The sequence below is a fragment of the Sphaerisporangium sp. NPDC088356 genome, assembly GCF_040685555.1.
In the GTDB taxonomy this organism is placed as follows: Bacteria; Actinomycetota; Actinomycetes; order Streptosporangiales; family Streptosporangiaceae; genus Sphaerisporangium.
The window spans coordinates 15,085-28,866 of the sequence record NZ_JBFBIK010000016.1; the positions used below are offsets into that span (position 1 = coordinate 15,085).

Consider the following 13,782-nt stretch of genomic DNA (forward strand, 5'->3'; position numbering starts at 1 on the left):
CATAGTGGCTGGACCCTTCAATAACGTTTTCTCGGCGACTTTCATGTGATCTTGCCGTGCTCGAAATGGATTAGGACGAGGGCGGCGCGGGCGATGTCGCCGATTCTGCTGGGGCCGAGGGTGATGTGCTGCAGTGGGGCCCATGGCCTGTCTGCATAACCTGACCGAGCCGTCGGCCGGTCGAGATGTCGCTCGCCATAAGAGGAGCCCATGGGGACAAAGCGAGGTAGGCCCAGACTCGGTGGCCGGTTTCAGGAGTGCCCTGGTAGCCGATACGAGCGGCCAGTGCGGCGACGGTGGCCAGGCCTCGGCCGCTCTCCTTGTCGGGGTCTGGTTGCTTGTGCCCGTCCAACGCGGGGACGCCGCCCCCACCGCTGTCGAACACCGTGATCAGAGCGTTGACAGGCTGCCCGTGACTGTGGTCGCGGAACGTGCGGTTCAGCATGACCTCGACGGCGAACCAACCATCTGGGGATCCACTGCGGGTATGGCGCAGCGCGTTGCCCGCGAGTTCGGAGACGATCAACTCGGCCTCGTCGACGCAAGGAGTGTCCGCGAGGAGAAACCGGACGAATGCGCGGGCGTGAGCCGCCTGGTCGAGCCTGCCGGGAAAGGCACGGTGCCACACCGAGGCGGCGACCGAGTGGCGGGGCTGTACAGATACGCCGGCCGGATGGTGCGGCTGTGCGGCGTGCTCGGGCCATGCGGATACGTCTGCCTGCTCGGGGAGGCCGACGGGGTCGCTGTCGCTGGTGCTTGGGTCGGTGGCCACGCCGGCCACCTCCTTACCGGGGTTGGAGGATACGTTCACAGGCCAGAACTCTGGCTCCTGGCGTCCTCCGGGTAGATTCCCCTTCCGCTCGCGGTGGTCGTCCCATGCGACGACCCCGGTGAGCTGCTCGAACGGTGTGACGATCGGCGGCATGTTCCCGGGTGGCATGCGAGTCGATGTCCCACCGCGTGTTCGTCTATGTAATCAACGAAGCACGATGCGTTACTGTGTGTTGGCCTCTGGTCTCGGTCGGAAGGGCGATCACCATGCCAGGTGACGGTTACCGCATCCTTCTCGACTGTCGGCGGCGGAGCGAGATCCTTCGCAGCAAGGGCTTCACCTTCGAACGGATCGTTGATGTCTTCGCGCTCTATCACGACGTCAGCCCGCTCAAGCTGCACCGCTACGCGCATGGTCTGACCGGCGCGGAGGTCGTGGCCGCGTACAACGATCTGGATCCCGCCGGTACGGCTGCGCTTCGTGAGTCAAGGCTGTACGTCTTCGAAGCCTGGCCGGAGGGGGAGCGGCGTCCGAGCGCGCGAGCGTTGGCGATCTTCTCCGTGATCTACCAGACCTCGGCCAGGCGCCTCATCACGGAGCATGCCTACGGCACCTACAGCACGCCTGACCGCGATCTCATCGACCGTGCGGACCATCGTCACCTCGAACCCCATAGGGCTCTGCGCGCCTCTGGGTCGGCGGCCCCTCGTGTCAGCATGGAGCCAGAAGCGGTGCGTGTGAGCGGTACGGCTCAGGTCCCCGCGTCGGTGGACTGCGCCGCTCTGCTTCGCGCCCTCGGGTCCGAGGAGGCCGATGTGAAGCGACGGGATCTGCTGTTCGAGCTGGCCTTGGCGTTGGGAGGCGCTCCCGCTCTGGTCCTGCTTCGCCATCTGTCCCCGTCCGAGAAGGACCGGCTGACCGCCGTGGTGCGCACCTGCAGCCGTATCGACGCCCAGGCAGTCGTCGTGATCGAGAAGCTGACCGCCCGTTGTCGCCTTTTGGACGATGATTTCGGCCCGGGAGCGGTTCTCCCCATCGTCGATTCACAGCGGGATCTGGTAGCCGACCTTCTTCGTCGTGAAGTCCTGCTGCCGACACTGCGTGAGCGGCTCATCAAGACATACGGAGAGCTCAGCCAGGTCTCCGGCTACCTCCACCACGATCTCCTGGACTACACGGGAGCACGCCTGAGCTACCAGGACGCGCTGGTGGCAGCTCATCAGACCAGCGATCCCACCCTGATTACCTATCTCCACATCCTGCTGAGCCGCATGGCCGCATCCCAGGGACAGATGGGCCATGCACTCGACCACGGCTTCGCCGCCCAAGGATGGGCCCGGAAAAGTCCCAGTGACCTCGTGAGATCCGTGCAGGCGATGGAGCTCGCGCGCGTACTGGCCCATAACCACGACGTCCGGGACAGCGAGCACGCTCTCGCCCGCTCGGTCAGGCTGGCTCAGCAGACCCCGGGAGAGGCGGATCCCCCTTATCTGTACTGGTGGACGGCGAGCCAGGTGCAGAGCTGTGCCTCAGACTGCCTGCTCGGCTGGGGGCGCCTCAACGACGCGATCGCCTCAGCCGAAAAGACACTGGCAGCACGAACAACGCCCAAGCTCCTGCGAGGTCAGACCTTGCTGCAGTACGCCGACGCGCTCACCCGGAAGCGGGAGGTTTCAGGCGCGGTTGAGAAGATCCGTCAGGCAGCGCGGCTGACCAGCGTGCACAGTTCGGCACGGCTGGTGGACTCCGTATGGCAGGCTCGTGCCCGCCTCCAGCCGTGGGCAGGGAACAGGCATGTCAGGGACCTCGACGAGGAGCTTCGTCGACTGGCGCGGTGACCCGGTCAGCGGGCCAGGCGGTCGAGCCATTCGGTGAGCAGGGCGCGTTCGGCGTCGGTCAGGCGGGGGTCGTCGTCCGGGAGGGCGGCCTGGAGCGCCAGGGCGCGGCTGGCGACGTCGGCCGCGGGGCCGTGCGCGGCGGAGGAGTCGTCCGTGGTGATCGCGCGGAGGACGGCTTCGCGGGTCAGGGCCGACAGCTCCAGGTCGCGCTTGTCGGGGTCTGTGGCGATGAGGGTGAGGGTGACCCCGACACCGGCGGAGTGGACCATCCTCGCCGCCCGCTCCACGCTCATGCGCAGCCGTCCGGACCCGGCGATTCGCGAGATCATCCGCTCCAGGATCCTCTCGGCGTCCCTGGCCGCGGCGGACGGCACGCCCGGCCGGGCGTCGCCGTACATCAGCGCGTAGAAGGCGGGCCGGGACAGGCCGAAGTCGACGTGCAGGTCCCACCCCCTGCGCAGGTCGGCGACAGGGTCGCCGGTCTCGCCCAGCCGGTGCTTGCTCGCGAGGTACTCCTCGAAGCCGTACGCGGCGACGGCGCCCAGCAGCCCCTCCTTGTCACCGAACAGCCGGTACAGCGTCGGGGCCTGGACCCCGGCCGCGGCGCTGACCGCGCGCGTGGAGACCGCCTCCCTGCCTCCCCCGGCCAGCAGGCCGGCCGCGGCGCGGAGCACACGGTCCCTGGTACTGAGCGCGTCGATGGACATGTAATCAACGCTAACAGATCCGAGGTAGCGCGTATACGTTAGCGGTGATACCTTAAGCTCGTTAGCAACGATGCCCACCGGTATCGGCACGCTGGAAGATTGGACGAACGCCATGCGCACCCGCACTCTCGGCAGCACCGGCCCCACCGTCTCCGCACTGGGGCTCGGCCTGATGGGCATGTCCGACCTGTACGGGCCGGCCGACGAAGCCGAGTCGATCGCGACCGTCCACGCCGCGCTGGACGCCGGCGTCACCCTGATGGACACCGGCGACTTCTACGGCATGGGCCACAACGAGCTGCTCCTTCGCGACGCGCTGGCCGGCAGGGCGCGCGAGCGGGCCGTCATCAGCGTCAAGTTCGGCGCCCTGCGCGACCCGGACGGCGGCTGGGGCGGCTACGACGGCCGCCCGCAGGCGGTCAGGAACTTCCTCGCCTACACCCTGCGCAGGCTCGGCACCGACCACGTCGACATCTACCGTCCGGCCCGGCTGGACCCCGCGGTCCCCATCGAGGAGACGGTGGGCGCCATCGCCGAGCTGGTCAAGGCCGGGCACGTCCGCCACATCGGCCTGTCCGAGGTCGGCGCCGAGACGCTGCGGCGGGCCCACGCCGTGCACCCCATCTCCGACCTGCAGATCGAGTACTCCCTGCTGTCGCGGGGCATCGAGCGGGACATCCTGCCGACGGCGCGCGAGCTCGGCATCGGCGTCACCGCGTACGGCGTGCTGTCGCGCGGTCTGCTCAGCGGGCACTGGAGCCCGGAGCGCGAGCTGACCTCACATGACTTCCGCAGCTTCAGCCCCCGCTTCCAGCCGGAGAACGTCCAGCACAACCTCGACCTGGTCGAGGCGTTGCGCCGCATCGCCGAGGCGAGGGGCGCGACCGTGGCCCAGCTCGCCATCGCCTGGGTCGCCGCCCAGGGCGAGGACATCGTGCCCCTGGTCGGCGCCCGCCGCCGCGACCGCCTGGCGGAGTCCCTGACCGCCGAGGGCCTCGAACTGAGCGCCGAGGAGCTGGCGGCCATCGAGCGGGCGGTGCCCGCAGGCGCGGCGGCAGGCACCAGGTACGCCGCCCCTGCCATGAGTCACCTCGACAGCGAGTCCTAACCTCCTGGTCGCCGCGCGTCGTACAGGAGGATTCCCTCGCCCAGCTTGACGTGGAACGGCAGGGAGAGCGGCGCCCTGTTCTGCGCCACGGGAAAGCCGCGCACGCTCCACGTGATGCTCGCCGCGCAGTCGCCCGCACCCAGGCTGATGAGACGGCCGTCGCGGACACTCGCCTGCATCAGCGTGATGTCGAAGGCCAGCTCGATGCCGAAGTCGACCCGGGTGACCCGATGGCCGTCCACGTACACGTCGGCGTACGGGGCGTGCCTGGAGGTGATCTTGTGCTCGGCCAGACGGACCACCTCGGTGCTCCCGGGTTGTTCGACCGTCTTGCGGGCGGCGATCCGCAGGTCGCGGTATCGCTGCCATCCGCCGAGCAGGACCGCGCCCAGGTCCAGCCCTCGCAGCAACTCGCCGCCGGCCTCGGCCACCTTGCCGTTGAGTGCGCTGTTGAAGACGGAGTCCGCTCTCCGGGCTCCCTCGCCGACGGCTTCGAGCATGCGCCGCGCGTCGAGCGCCTCGGACAGGGCCGTCACCGCGTTCTCCGGGTTCGCGAAGAGCAGGAGGTCGGCCGTGCTCGGCTTGGTCTCGATGAGGACTGTCACGGTACGACCTCTCTCAGTTCCTGGCGGCCGGGATCCGGGTACGCCTCGACCCATATGTCCGGCAAGCCAACAGACGGGGTGGACGGGGCCAGATGGAGCTCCACGTCGGGTGCGGGGTCCGGGTAGGCGACACAGTGGATCGAACCCCCCCGCCGAGGTGCCTTGCGGCGTTGAGGGGCCTTGCGGCGTCTCTTGGCACGGACGAGAGACACGAGGCCGAGCGACAGCGCCGCGAGCACCGCCAAGGCAAGGGCCACCGGAACCAGCTCCGAACCGGCTCCGGCTTCGGTGGTCGAGCCGTCCGTGGGGCCGGTCTCGCCGCCTTCCCCGTCCGGTTTCGGCGCTCTCGTCAGCCATACCGTCACCGTGGTGAGCTTGGCGACCTCGGCGCCGGCCGCGGGATCCTGCCGGCTGATCTTCCCTGTTAGCGGCGAGCCAGGAGCCAGGCGTATCAGCAGGCCCGCCTTGGTGAGCCGCTGTTCGGCCTTCGTCGGGTCGAGGCCTTCCAGCTTCGGCACCTTCACCAGAGATGGCCGCGGGCTGACGGGTGGGGGCGACGGGGGGCTGACCTCGGGAGTGGGGGTGCGCGGGGGGACCAGATCGAAGCGGATGGGAGAGTCGTAGCGTACGAGGTCGCCGGCGGGTGGGTTCTGGTCCGTGACCGTCCAGTCCGCGCCCGCGTCCCCCGGCTGGGGGTCCGCGCCGAATCTGGAGTCGGCGAGGGCGGTCTCGGCGTCGTCACGGGGAAGGCCCTTGAGATCCGGGACCTTCGTTCCGAGCTCAAGCGTGATCGTGTAGTTCTGGTAGGGGTAGTCGGTGGTGCACTCGCTGATCCGGTAACCGACGACGTAGGACGGCAACTCCGACGGGTAGTCCTCAGGAGCGACCTGGATCCTGATCTCGTTCTTGGGCAGGTCCGTGAGCATCAGTCTCGCCTGTTCGAGAGGTTGACCCTGTAAGCCGTCGGGCGCCACGCACCGGTTGATCCCGTCGGGCACGGGGACCGGTGGCGCCGGGCTCATTAACAGCGTCGAAGACAGGGCGAAGTGCGAGAAGCGGCGGAACATCGTCGACTCCTCAGAGTCCGTTCGGCACCTCTGGTGAGTCGCACTGTAGGAACACCGCGCGCTCCCGGCATGAGTAACCCCATACTCATCCAGGAAGGGAACGCGGTCTATGGGGAATTCCCCAGCCCTCCCGACAATCGCCGCCAGGACCGCTTGTGGCCGGGAACCCCGTTGTTCCCGGATCAAGGAGCCTCAGCGACTCACCGGGTCAGCGCCCGGCGGCGCTGGAGATGAGGGCGCGGGGGTCGGCCGCGCCGGCCAGCACCCCGTCCGGCCGTACGTCGATGAGGTGCGCGTACCCGAACGCCCCGCCGTACGGCAGCCCCTGGACGAGGTGGCCGCGCTCCTGGAGCCCCTCGGACCACGGCGCGCCCTGCTCGACGTCCAGGGACGCCTCGTCGGGCTCGCTCCAGGCGTCGAAGCCGGTGAGCCCGGGGCCGACCCGCCACCGGGGCGCGCCGATCGCCTCGCCGGGCGACTCGCCCGAGGCCAGCAGGCGGGCGACCACCTGCAGCAGGATCTGCGGCTGGGAGTCCCCTCCCATCGTTCCCAGCACCGCGCGCAGCGATCCGTCGGGCCGGGTCACCAGGGCGGGGGCGAGGGTGTGCGGCGGGCGGCGGCCCGGCCCGTACTCGGCCGGGTGGCCGGAGACGAGCGAGAAGCCGATGCCCCGGTTGTGCAGGTTGATGCCCGTCGCCGGTTCGAACAGCATGCTGCCGAACCCCGCGGCGTTCGACTGGATGAGCGACACGCCCATCCCCTCGGAGTCGACCGCGCACAGGTACGTCGTGTCGCCGGAGGAGGTCAGGTCGCGGAGCCGGGCCCTGCGTGACGGATCGATCGCCGCCCGCCGCTCGCCGGCGGAGGCGAGCACGTCGTCGACCGGGGCCCCGTCGAACAGGACGTCCGGACGGTCGTGCCCGGCGGCCCTCGCGGCCTCGGCCAGCAGGTGCGCCCAGAGCGGGTCGGACGGATCGCGGGGCAGGTCCAGCCCGTCGGCGATGGCCAGCGCCAGCAGCAGCAGGTAGCCCTGGGAGTTCGGCGGGATGGTCCACACGTCGTGGCCGAAGGCGCGGGCCCGGAGCGGCTCCACCCAGTCGGCGTTCACGCGCGCCAGGTCGGCCTCGGAGTACTCGCCGTCGCTCGAACCTCCCGCCGCGGCGTCGCGGCCGAGCGCGAGCAGGCCCTTGCCGAACTCGCCGAGGTAGAAGCCGTCACGTCCCTCGATGGCGAGCGCCTCCAGGGTGCGGGCGACGCCCGGCCGGCGGATGAGGTCGCCGGGAGCGAGCGCGGCGTCCACTCCGGGCAGCACCGCGGCGGCCGGGGCCAGCAGCGGGGAGGCGGGGAATCCCTCGTCGGCGTACCGGATGGCGGGCGCGAACAGCTCCGCGAGCGGCAGCCGTCCGTACCCCGCGTGCAAAGCCAGCCAGCCGTCTGCGCAGCCGGGCACCGGCACCGACCGGATGTCCCGCTGGAACGGCATGCGGTCGTGCCCCTCGGCGCGCAGCCGGTCAGGGTCAGCGCCGGAGCCTGACCGCCCGGAGGCGTTCAGCGCGCGCGGCGATCCGCCGCCCTGGTGGACCAGGGCGAACAGGTCGCCCCCGAGACCGCACGCGTGCGGAGCCGTGACCGCCAGCACGGCGTTGGCGGCGATCGCCGCGTCGGCCGCCGAGCCTCCCTGGTCCAGCATGGCCAACCCGGCCGTGGAGGCCAGGTGGTCGACCGTGCAAACCATGCCGAACCTGGCAAACCTCGTGTACTCCATGGCGAAACCTTACGACGGCCCCGCCCGCGCGAGACGCGGGCGGGGGGAAGAGCTCAGTGCCGGTGGGTGGCGTCGGCGTGGCTCGGGTCGGCCGGGTGCTCGAAGCCCGGCCACAGCCGCACCTTCTCGGCGTACCGCCGCTCCAGCCAGCCGGCGAAGGCCCGCTCGACCGCGACCGAGGTCAGCTCGGAGGCGATGGTGTCCCGGATCGCCTCGTACGGCAGCGGGCCTCCCGGCTCGACGGTGTCCACCCGCACGGTCCACGGCCCGCCGGGACCCTCCACGGGCCCGACGACCTCTCCCTCCCGGGCGGAGAAGACGGCCGTCTCCAGCGGTCCGGGCAGCTCGCCGCGCCGCACGCGGCCAAGGGACGCTCCCCCGGCCCGGCTCACGTGGCGCGTCTCATGGCGGGTGAACCGATCGGGGTTGCGGTCGTAGTACGCGCGCACCTCTTCCTCCGGGACGCGCACCCCGGCCGTCACCACGGCGCGCAGCTCACGCGCCAGCGGCATCGACACCGTCACGGCCGCGACCACGCCGCCCGTACGCAGCGCGGCGGGCAGGGTCAGCGGGCCGGGCCGTGGCCGGTCCTCCACCGCGACGAGGCCGAGCGCGGCGGCCTCCTCCTCGACGAGCGCCTCGGTGACCAGCACCTGGACCAGCCAGCGGCGGAGGTTCCTGCCCTCGGCGCTGCGGGGGTGCGGCAGCCGCGCGGCGAGCGGCCCCGCGCGCAGCTCCGCCTCCCGCGCGTCGACGTCGGAGACCGGGACGACCCGCTCCCCCACCTCGGCGGCGACCATGGCCACCCGGCTCACGGGAACACCTCGGCGGCGACCATGGCGACCGGGCTCATGCCGGCACCTCGGCGGCGACCGTGGCGACCGGGCTCACGCGAGCACCTCGATCTCGACGGCCTCGGTGTAGTGCAGGCGGCCCGCGCCGGCCAGCTTGACCACCGCCCACCAGCGGCCTGGCCGGGTGCCCGGAGGCGCCTGCACCTCGAAGCGGAGCCGGGCCTCGCCCCGCGCGGGTACGACCACTCCGGTGTTCCATTCGGGGATCAGCTCGTAGGTGTTCCAGGGACTGATCAGCTGCGCCCGCACCGAGACGTCCGTGAGCGCCGGGGAGCGCAGCAGCACCTCCACCGCCCCGGATGCGGCCTCGGAGTCGCCCGGCGTGAGCCGCACCGCGGGCGTCTCCACGGTGACGTCGAGGTCCGCGTCATGGCCGCCGCCCACGTGCAGCCGGGTCACGTCCTCGTAGGCCTGGCCGCCGTAGGACGTGCCGGCGCGCAGCCAGTACACGCCAGGCTCGGCGCCGTCCTCGGGCACGAGCCGGACGGGGAACGACGCGTGCCCGCCGGGCGCCAGCGCGTACGGCCGCTCGGCCGGCTCGCAGGCCCAGCCGGCGGGTGCCCGGACGGTGACGACGCCGGACACCTCGCCTTCGGTGAGCCCGGAGGCGACGGACACGGCCAGCTCGACGGGTCCCTCGACGGCGACGTCCGTCCGGGACAGGTGGACCGCCACCGGCAGGTTGCCCGCGGGGGCGGGCCCGGTGTTGTCGAGCCAGTAGCGCGTGTAGACGGGCTGGTACGGCTCGCCCTCCGGCCCCAGCGCCACCCCCTGCCCTTCGGCCGCCCCGGAGCTCTGCCGGCTCGCCACCGTCGCGGCGACGGTGGCGATCTCCATGCCGGTCAGTTCGAGGCCGCCGGCCGGCAGCGGGAACAGAGGCCGTTCGAGCAGGTCGGTGCGGTGGGCGCCGGTGAGCGGCAGATCGGTGCGGATGCGGGCGGTGACGCGCTCGCCCGTCGCCTCGTACAGCCGCAGGGTTACGCCGCCGACCTCCCCCGCCTCCCGGCCCGAGGCGAGCGGGTTTCCCGTGGCCTTCAGCGCGGCGAGCACCACCTTGCCTGCGGGCTCGACGGCCAGAAACGAGGTGGTGGCCGCGAACTCCCCCTCGTGCGCGGGCGCGGCCACGGCGGCCAGCGGGTGGTTGACGTCGTGCCCGTGGTCGACCAGCCGGGCCTCACGCCAGTCGCCGGCCCCGGTGACCAGGGAGTACTCGAAGGAGTGGGTCCAGTGCTGCAGCTGGAAGTTCGACCCGTCTGGCGCGGTGCGGCGGGGCGGGTCGATCCACACGCCGGACGGCCAGCCGGTGCACGAGCGCAGCAGCGACAGGTGCAGGGCGCCGCCCGTGTCCACGGCGAATCCGGGGATGCCCCGGTTGACCACGCCGATGGTGTAGTCGTCCAGCGCGGGCTCGGTGAGCGTGGCGAGCTCCGGCGGCTGGGTCACCTCGATGACCGCGTCGTCGAGGTCGGCGACCAGCTCCTCGGTGGCCCCCTCTCCGGCGACGATCAGCACGGGAAGCGCGCGGGGCCCGGTGAGGTCGGCGCTCGGCACCCACACCTTCTCCAGCGGCTCGGACGCGGGCACCCAGACCCGGGCCCGGCCGCCCGACGCCAGGCGCTCGCGCAGCAGCTCGGCGTACTCCGGCTCGGCGGCCGCGAGGACCTCCGCCACGAACGGGTTCTCCTCCGGGGTGCCGAGCGCGACCCGCACGTCCGGCAGGTTGGAGTCGACGCCGAGGTCCCCGTACCGGGGGCCGGGGGCGCTGGAGCAGGTCGCGGTCACACCCTTGCGCACCAGCGCGACGGCCAGGTCACGCGGCTCGCCGCCGATGATCTCGGCGATGCCGATGGCCCGGCCGCCGATCGGCGTGCCGTCCTCGGCGCGCAGCGCGACCCTCGCGGTGGAGGACAGGGCGAACCAGTTGCCCGCCGGGTTGTCGAGCGTCCAGGGGTGCTCGCCCGAGTCCACGTCGATGAGGCCGAAGCCGCGGCCGACGACGGCGTCGCCGACCTCGCTGACCGGCAGCGCACCCGGGACGCGGGCGGGCCAGCGCACCCGGACGAGCTGGTCGGAGCCGTCGAACTCGTCGATGTGGGTGACGCAGTCGACGCGGTCGAGGCCGTGCCACAGGGTGATCCGCTGGGTGTAGGCGACGGGGCCGACCCGGCCGGTGACCGTGACCCGCTCGGCCAGCGCGCACGTCTCGGTGGTGACCGACGTGGCGGGCAGCCCGGCCGAGCCGGTGGCGGTCCCGCTCGGCACCAGATGCCAGGGGCCCTCGTGGAACTCGGGGTGCTCGGAGTACTCGTCGTAGACGACCAGCTCGTTGCCGACCCTGCCGGGCTGGAGCAGCTCGCGGTCGCGGGCGACGTCGTAGAACCGGGACACGCAGCCGCCGCGCGCCGGGTCGACCTCGATGAGATGGGTCGCCGTGGAGATGCCGGAGCCCTCACGCGAGCTCCAGCCGAGCGGCGTCGCCTCCTGGACCGGCTCGGCCCGCAGCGTCCTGCAGCCGAGTGCCGGTACGGCGGGCGCCAGCACCACGACGTCGACGGCCGACAGGCCGCCGTCCTCGTCGTACTCGGGGTTCTCCAGCAGCACGGGAAGCTCGCCGGTGGCGGGGTCGCTCACCCGCACGCCGTACGCGCCGGGCATGGGCAGCGCGAGCCGTACCCTGACCAGGTCGGTGCGCTCCCAGGAGGAGGGGTTCCACACCACAACGGCGGTGCCCTCGCCCCGGGTGTCGACGTGGGCGGTCAGCTCGCCGAGCGATGCCTTGAGCACCCCCTCACCGAGGTCGTGGGCCTCGCGCCAGCCGGTGAGCAGGTCGAGGTACACCTGGTCGGACTCCGAGCCGGTGATCGCGTCGTGGTGCGCGCCGAACACCAGCTGCCGCCAGGCCTTGTCGAGCGCCGCGTGCGGGTAGCGGGCGCCGGTGGTCACGGCGGCGAGCGTGGCGAACTTCTCGGCATCGCCGACCAGCGACTCCGCCGACCGCTGGGCCTGCTTGGTGTCGGCGTAGGAGACGTCCTTGCCGGTGTAGACGGGGTTCATGTCCCGGGTCTGCGGGGAGGGCGCGGGAAGCGAGGAGCGTACGGCCGCGAAGAACTCCTTCGGCAGCGCGCAGACGAACTTCGGCGACACGTAGCGCGCGTTCCAGTCGCGGTGGATCTCGGTGACCCACTTGTTGGGCGGCGTGTAGTCGGTGCCGACGGGCAGCAGCAGGTTGCGCGTGGCCGCGACCTTCTTGAGCCGCGTGAACAGCTCGTACACCGCCTCCTCCGCGCTCGCGAGGTCGGCGCGGGAGTCCATCCACCATCCGGCGCTGTAGTGCGCGGGCATGTAGTGGGTGAGCACGCCCTTGCCGGACGGCGACAGCCACTCGAACTCGGCGGGGAACTGCATGGTCGACGGGTCGCCCCAGCCGTCGCGTTCGAGGTCGCGCCCGGTGAGCATCGGCCCCCACTGGTGGTGCGGGCCCCGCGCCCAGGAGCTGGAGGTGAGCCCGGCCTCGGCGATCAGCCCGGGGAACTGCGGGTCGTGCCCGAACACGTCGAGCTGCCAGGCGGTGGCCGGGTCGCCGCCCATGACGTCGCGCTGGAAGCCGACCCCGTAGACGATGTTGCGGATCGTCGACTCGGCCGAGGTGAGGTTGGTGTTGGGCTCGTTGTACGTGCCGCCCATCAGCTCGACCCTGTCCTCGGCGAGCAGCCGCCGCAGCAGATCGCGATCCTCGGGGTGGGCGTCCCAGTAGGGCTTGAGGTAGTCGACCTCGGCGAGCACGAACTTGTAGTCGGGGTCGCGGCGCGCCGTCTCCAGGTGCTCGCGCATCAGGTCGAACCCGGCGTTCTGCCGCTCGCCGCGGTACTGCTGCGCGACCTCGCCCGCGTCGTCCCAGGTGCTGGTGTAGGCGGCCTGGGTGTTCCACCACACCGGGTCGTAGTGGAAGTGGGGCACCATCCACACCGTCCAGCCGGGCTCGGCCACCACCAGCTCCGCCGTGGCCACGGCGTCCCCGGACGTCACCTCGATGGGGACGCGCGTGCCGGGCGCGGCGTCCGTCGAGACGCCCACCTCGACCGGTCGCCGTGCCGTACGGCTCGTGCCGTCGACGCCGGAGCCGGTGACACGGACCTCGATCTCCCCCGGGGGCCCGTCGACGTGCACCCGGACGACCTGCCCGGACTCGACGAAGAGCTCTGTGGATTCGACGCTGGTGATACGCAAGGGTCAACCCTTCACTGATCCGGCGAAGCTGAAGGAACCGGCGAGGTACTTGTTCACGGCGACATAGAGCATCACGGCCGGGGCCGTGTAGATGATCGAGAAGGCGGCCAGCTCCCCGTACGCCACCTGGCCGTACTGCGAGAAGAAGGTGTAGATGGTGACCGCCGCCGGCTGCTTCTCCGGCGTGTCGAGCAGGACGAACGGGACGAAGAAGTTCCCCCACTGTCCGACGAAGACGAAGATCGAGACGACGGCGACGCCGGGGGCCATCAGCGGCATGACGACGCGCGTCAGCGACCGCACCCACCCGGCCCCGTCGACCCAGGCCGCCTCCTCCAGGCTCACCGGCACGCCGTCCATGAAGTTCTTCATCATCCAGATGGCGAACGGCAGCGCGCTCGCCGCGAGGAACAGCACCATCGCCGGGATCGACCCGTACAGGTTGAACCGGAAGAACATCGAGTAGACCGGCACCATGATGGCCGTGACGGGAAGGCCCGTGGTGAACAGCAGCGTCAGCATGAAGTGCCGCTTGAAGCGCAGCTTGTAGCGGGAGAGCGGGTAGGCCGCGAGCGCGGCGACGACCACGGTGAGGATCGCGGTGGTCCCGGAGATGATGATCGAGTTGATGACCGGCTGGTAGACGGTCTCCCAGTTGAGCACCGCCGCGAAGTTCTCCAGGGAGAAGCGGAAGGTCGGCTTGGCGGTGAGGTTGGCCTGGGGTTGCAGCGAGGCCAGCACGACCCACAGGAACGGGCCGACGAAGGCCAGCGTGATCAGCAGGAGCGAGAGGAGCGCCGCGCCGCGGGCGGCCGTGCGGGTCATCGAAGAACCCCCTG

10 protein-coding genes are annotated in these 13,782 nt (G+C 71.3%); 2 read left to right on the plus strand and 8 right to left on the minus strand.

The genetic code is table 11. The features are described from left to right. Positions 1-70 precede the first annotated feature (70 nt). Positions 71-772: an ATP-binding protein gene (locus AB0O34_RS08920; protein ID WP_363914243.1), complete on the minus strand. Its 702-nt coding sequence runs from the start codon at positions 770-772 to the stop codon at positions 71-73. A gap of 176 nt (positions 773-948) precedes the next feature. Here AB0O34_RS08920 and AB0O34_RS08925 point away from each other — a divergent pair, with 176 nt between their 5' ends. Then, complete coding sequence (locus AB0O34_RS08925; protein ID WP_363914245.1) at positions 949-2,610, plus strand: hypothetical protein; 1,662 nt, start codon at positions 949-951, stop codon at positions 2,608-2,610. 5 nt (positions 2,611-2,615) lie between these two features. On the opposite strand, the gene AB0O34_RS08930 is transcribed toward AB0O34_RS08925, so the two are convergent. Continuing rightward, entirely contained in the window at positions 2,616-3,317 is a 702-nt protein-coding gene (locus AB0O34_RS08930) for a helix-turn-helix domain-containing protein (protein ID WP_363914247.1), read from the minus strand. A gap of 70 nt (positions 3,318-3,387) precedes the next feature. Between AB0O34_RS08930 and AB0O34_RS08935 the strand changes: the two genes are divergently transcribed. Further along, positions 3,388-4,425, plus strand: a complete 1,038-nt coding sequence (locus tag AB0O34_RS08935; RefSeq protein ID WP_363914249.1) for an aldo/keto reductase — start codon at positions 3,388-3,390, stop codon at positions 4,423-4,425. Here AB0O34_RS08935 and AB0O34_RS08940 read toward each other — a convergent pair. From AB0O34_RS08940 to AB0O34_RS08965, 6 genes are all read right to left on the minus strand, one after another. Continuing rightward, positions 4,422-5,030 (minus strand): hypothetical protein, encoded by a 609-nt coding sequence (locus tag AB0O34_RS08940; RefSeq protein WP_363914251.1) that lies wholly within the window; start codon positions 5,028-5,030, stop codon positions 4,422-4,424. The genes AB0O34_RS08935 and AB0O34_RS08940 overlap by 4 nt on opposite strands. Beyond that, a complete protein-coding gene (locus AB0O34_RS08945) occupies positions 5,027-5,956 on the minus strand; it encodes a PASTA domain-containing protein (RefSeq protein ID WP_363914253.1) in 930 nt (309 codons plus the stop codon). Before AB0O34_RS08945 ends, AB0O34_RS08940 begins: the two co-directional genes overlap by 4 nt. Before the next feature lie 349 nt (positions 5,957-6,305). Beyond that, positions 6,306-7,862, minus strand: coding sequence for a gamma-glutamyltransferase (locus AB0O34_RS08950; RefSeq protein WP_363914255.1), 1,557 nt, complete (start codon positions 7,860-7,862; stop codon positions 6,306-6,308). A gap of 53 nt (positions 7,863-7,915) precedes the next feature. Next, positions 7,916-8,677, minus strand: coding sequence for a peptidylprolyl isomerase (locus AB0O34_RS08955; protein ID WP_363914257.1), 762 nt, complete (start codon positions 8,675-8,677; stop codon positions 7,916-7,918). A gap of 72 nt (positions 8,678-8,749) precedes the next feature. Next, positions 8,750-12,943, minus strand: coding sequence for a glycoside hydrolase family 38 C-terminal domain-containing protein (locus tag AB0O34_RS08960; RefSeq protein WP_363914259.1), 4,194 nt, complete (start codon positions 12,941-12,943; stop codon positions 8,750-8,752). A gap of 3 nt (positions 12,944-12,946) precedes the next feature. Then, the gene (locus tag AB0O34_RS08965; RefSeq protein ID WP_363914261.1) at positions 12,947-13,768 is read right to left on the minus strand and encodes a carbohydrate ABC transporter permease; all 822 of its coding nucleotides are present in this window, start codon (positions 13,766-13,768) and stop codon (positions 12,947-12,949) included. Positions 13,769-13,782: the final 14 nt, after the last annotated feature.

Excerpts from the sequence above, each read along its gene's own strand:
- AB0O34_RS08930 (WP_363914247.1), bottom strand. The coding sequence starts at position 3,317 with ATGTCCATCGACGCGCTCAGTACCAGGGACCGTGTGCTCCGCGCCGCG.
- AB0O34_RS08935 (WP_363914249.1), top strand. The coding sequence starts at position 3,388 with ATGCCCACCGGTATCGGCACGCTGGAAGATTGGACGAACGCCATGCGC.
- AB0O34_RS08965 (WP_363914261.1), bottom strand. The coding sequence starts at position 13,768 with ATGACCCGCACGGCCGCCCGCGGCGCGGCGCTCCTCTCGCTCCTGCTG.
- AB0O34_RS08950 (WP_363914255.1), bottom strand. The coding sequence starts at position 7,862 with ATGGAGTACACGAGGTTTGCCAGGTTCGGCATGGTTTGCACGGTCGAC.
- AB0O34_RS08945 (WP_363914253.1), bottom strand. The coding sequence starts at position 5,956 with ATGCTCACGGACCTGCCCAAGAACGAGATCAGGATCCAGGTCGCTCCT.
- AB0O34_RS08925 (WP_363914245.1), top strand. The coding sequence starts at position 949 with ATGTCCCACCGCGTGTTCGTCTATGTAATCAACGAAGCACGATGCGTT.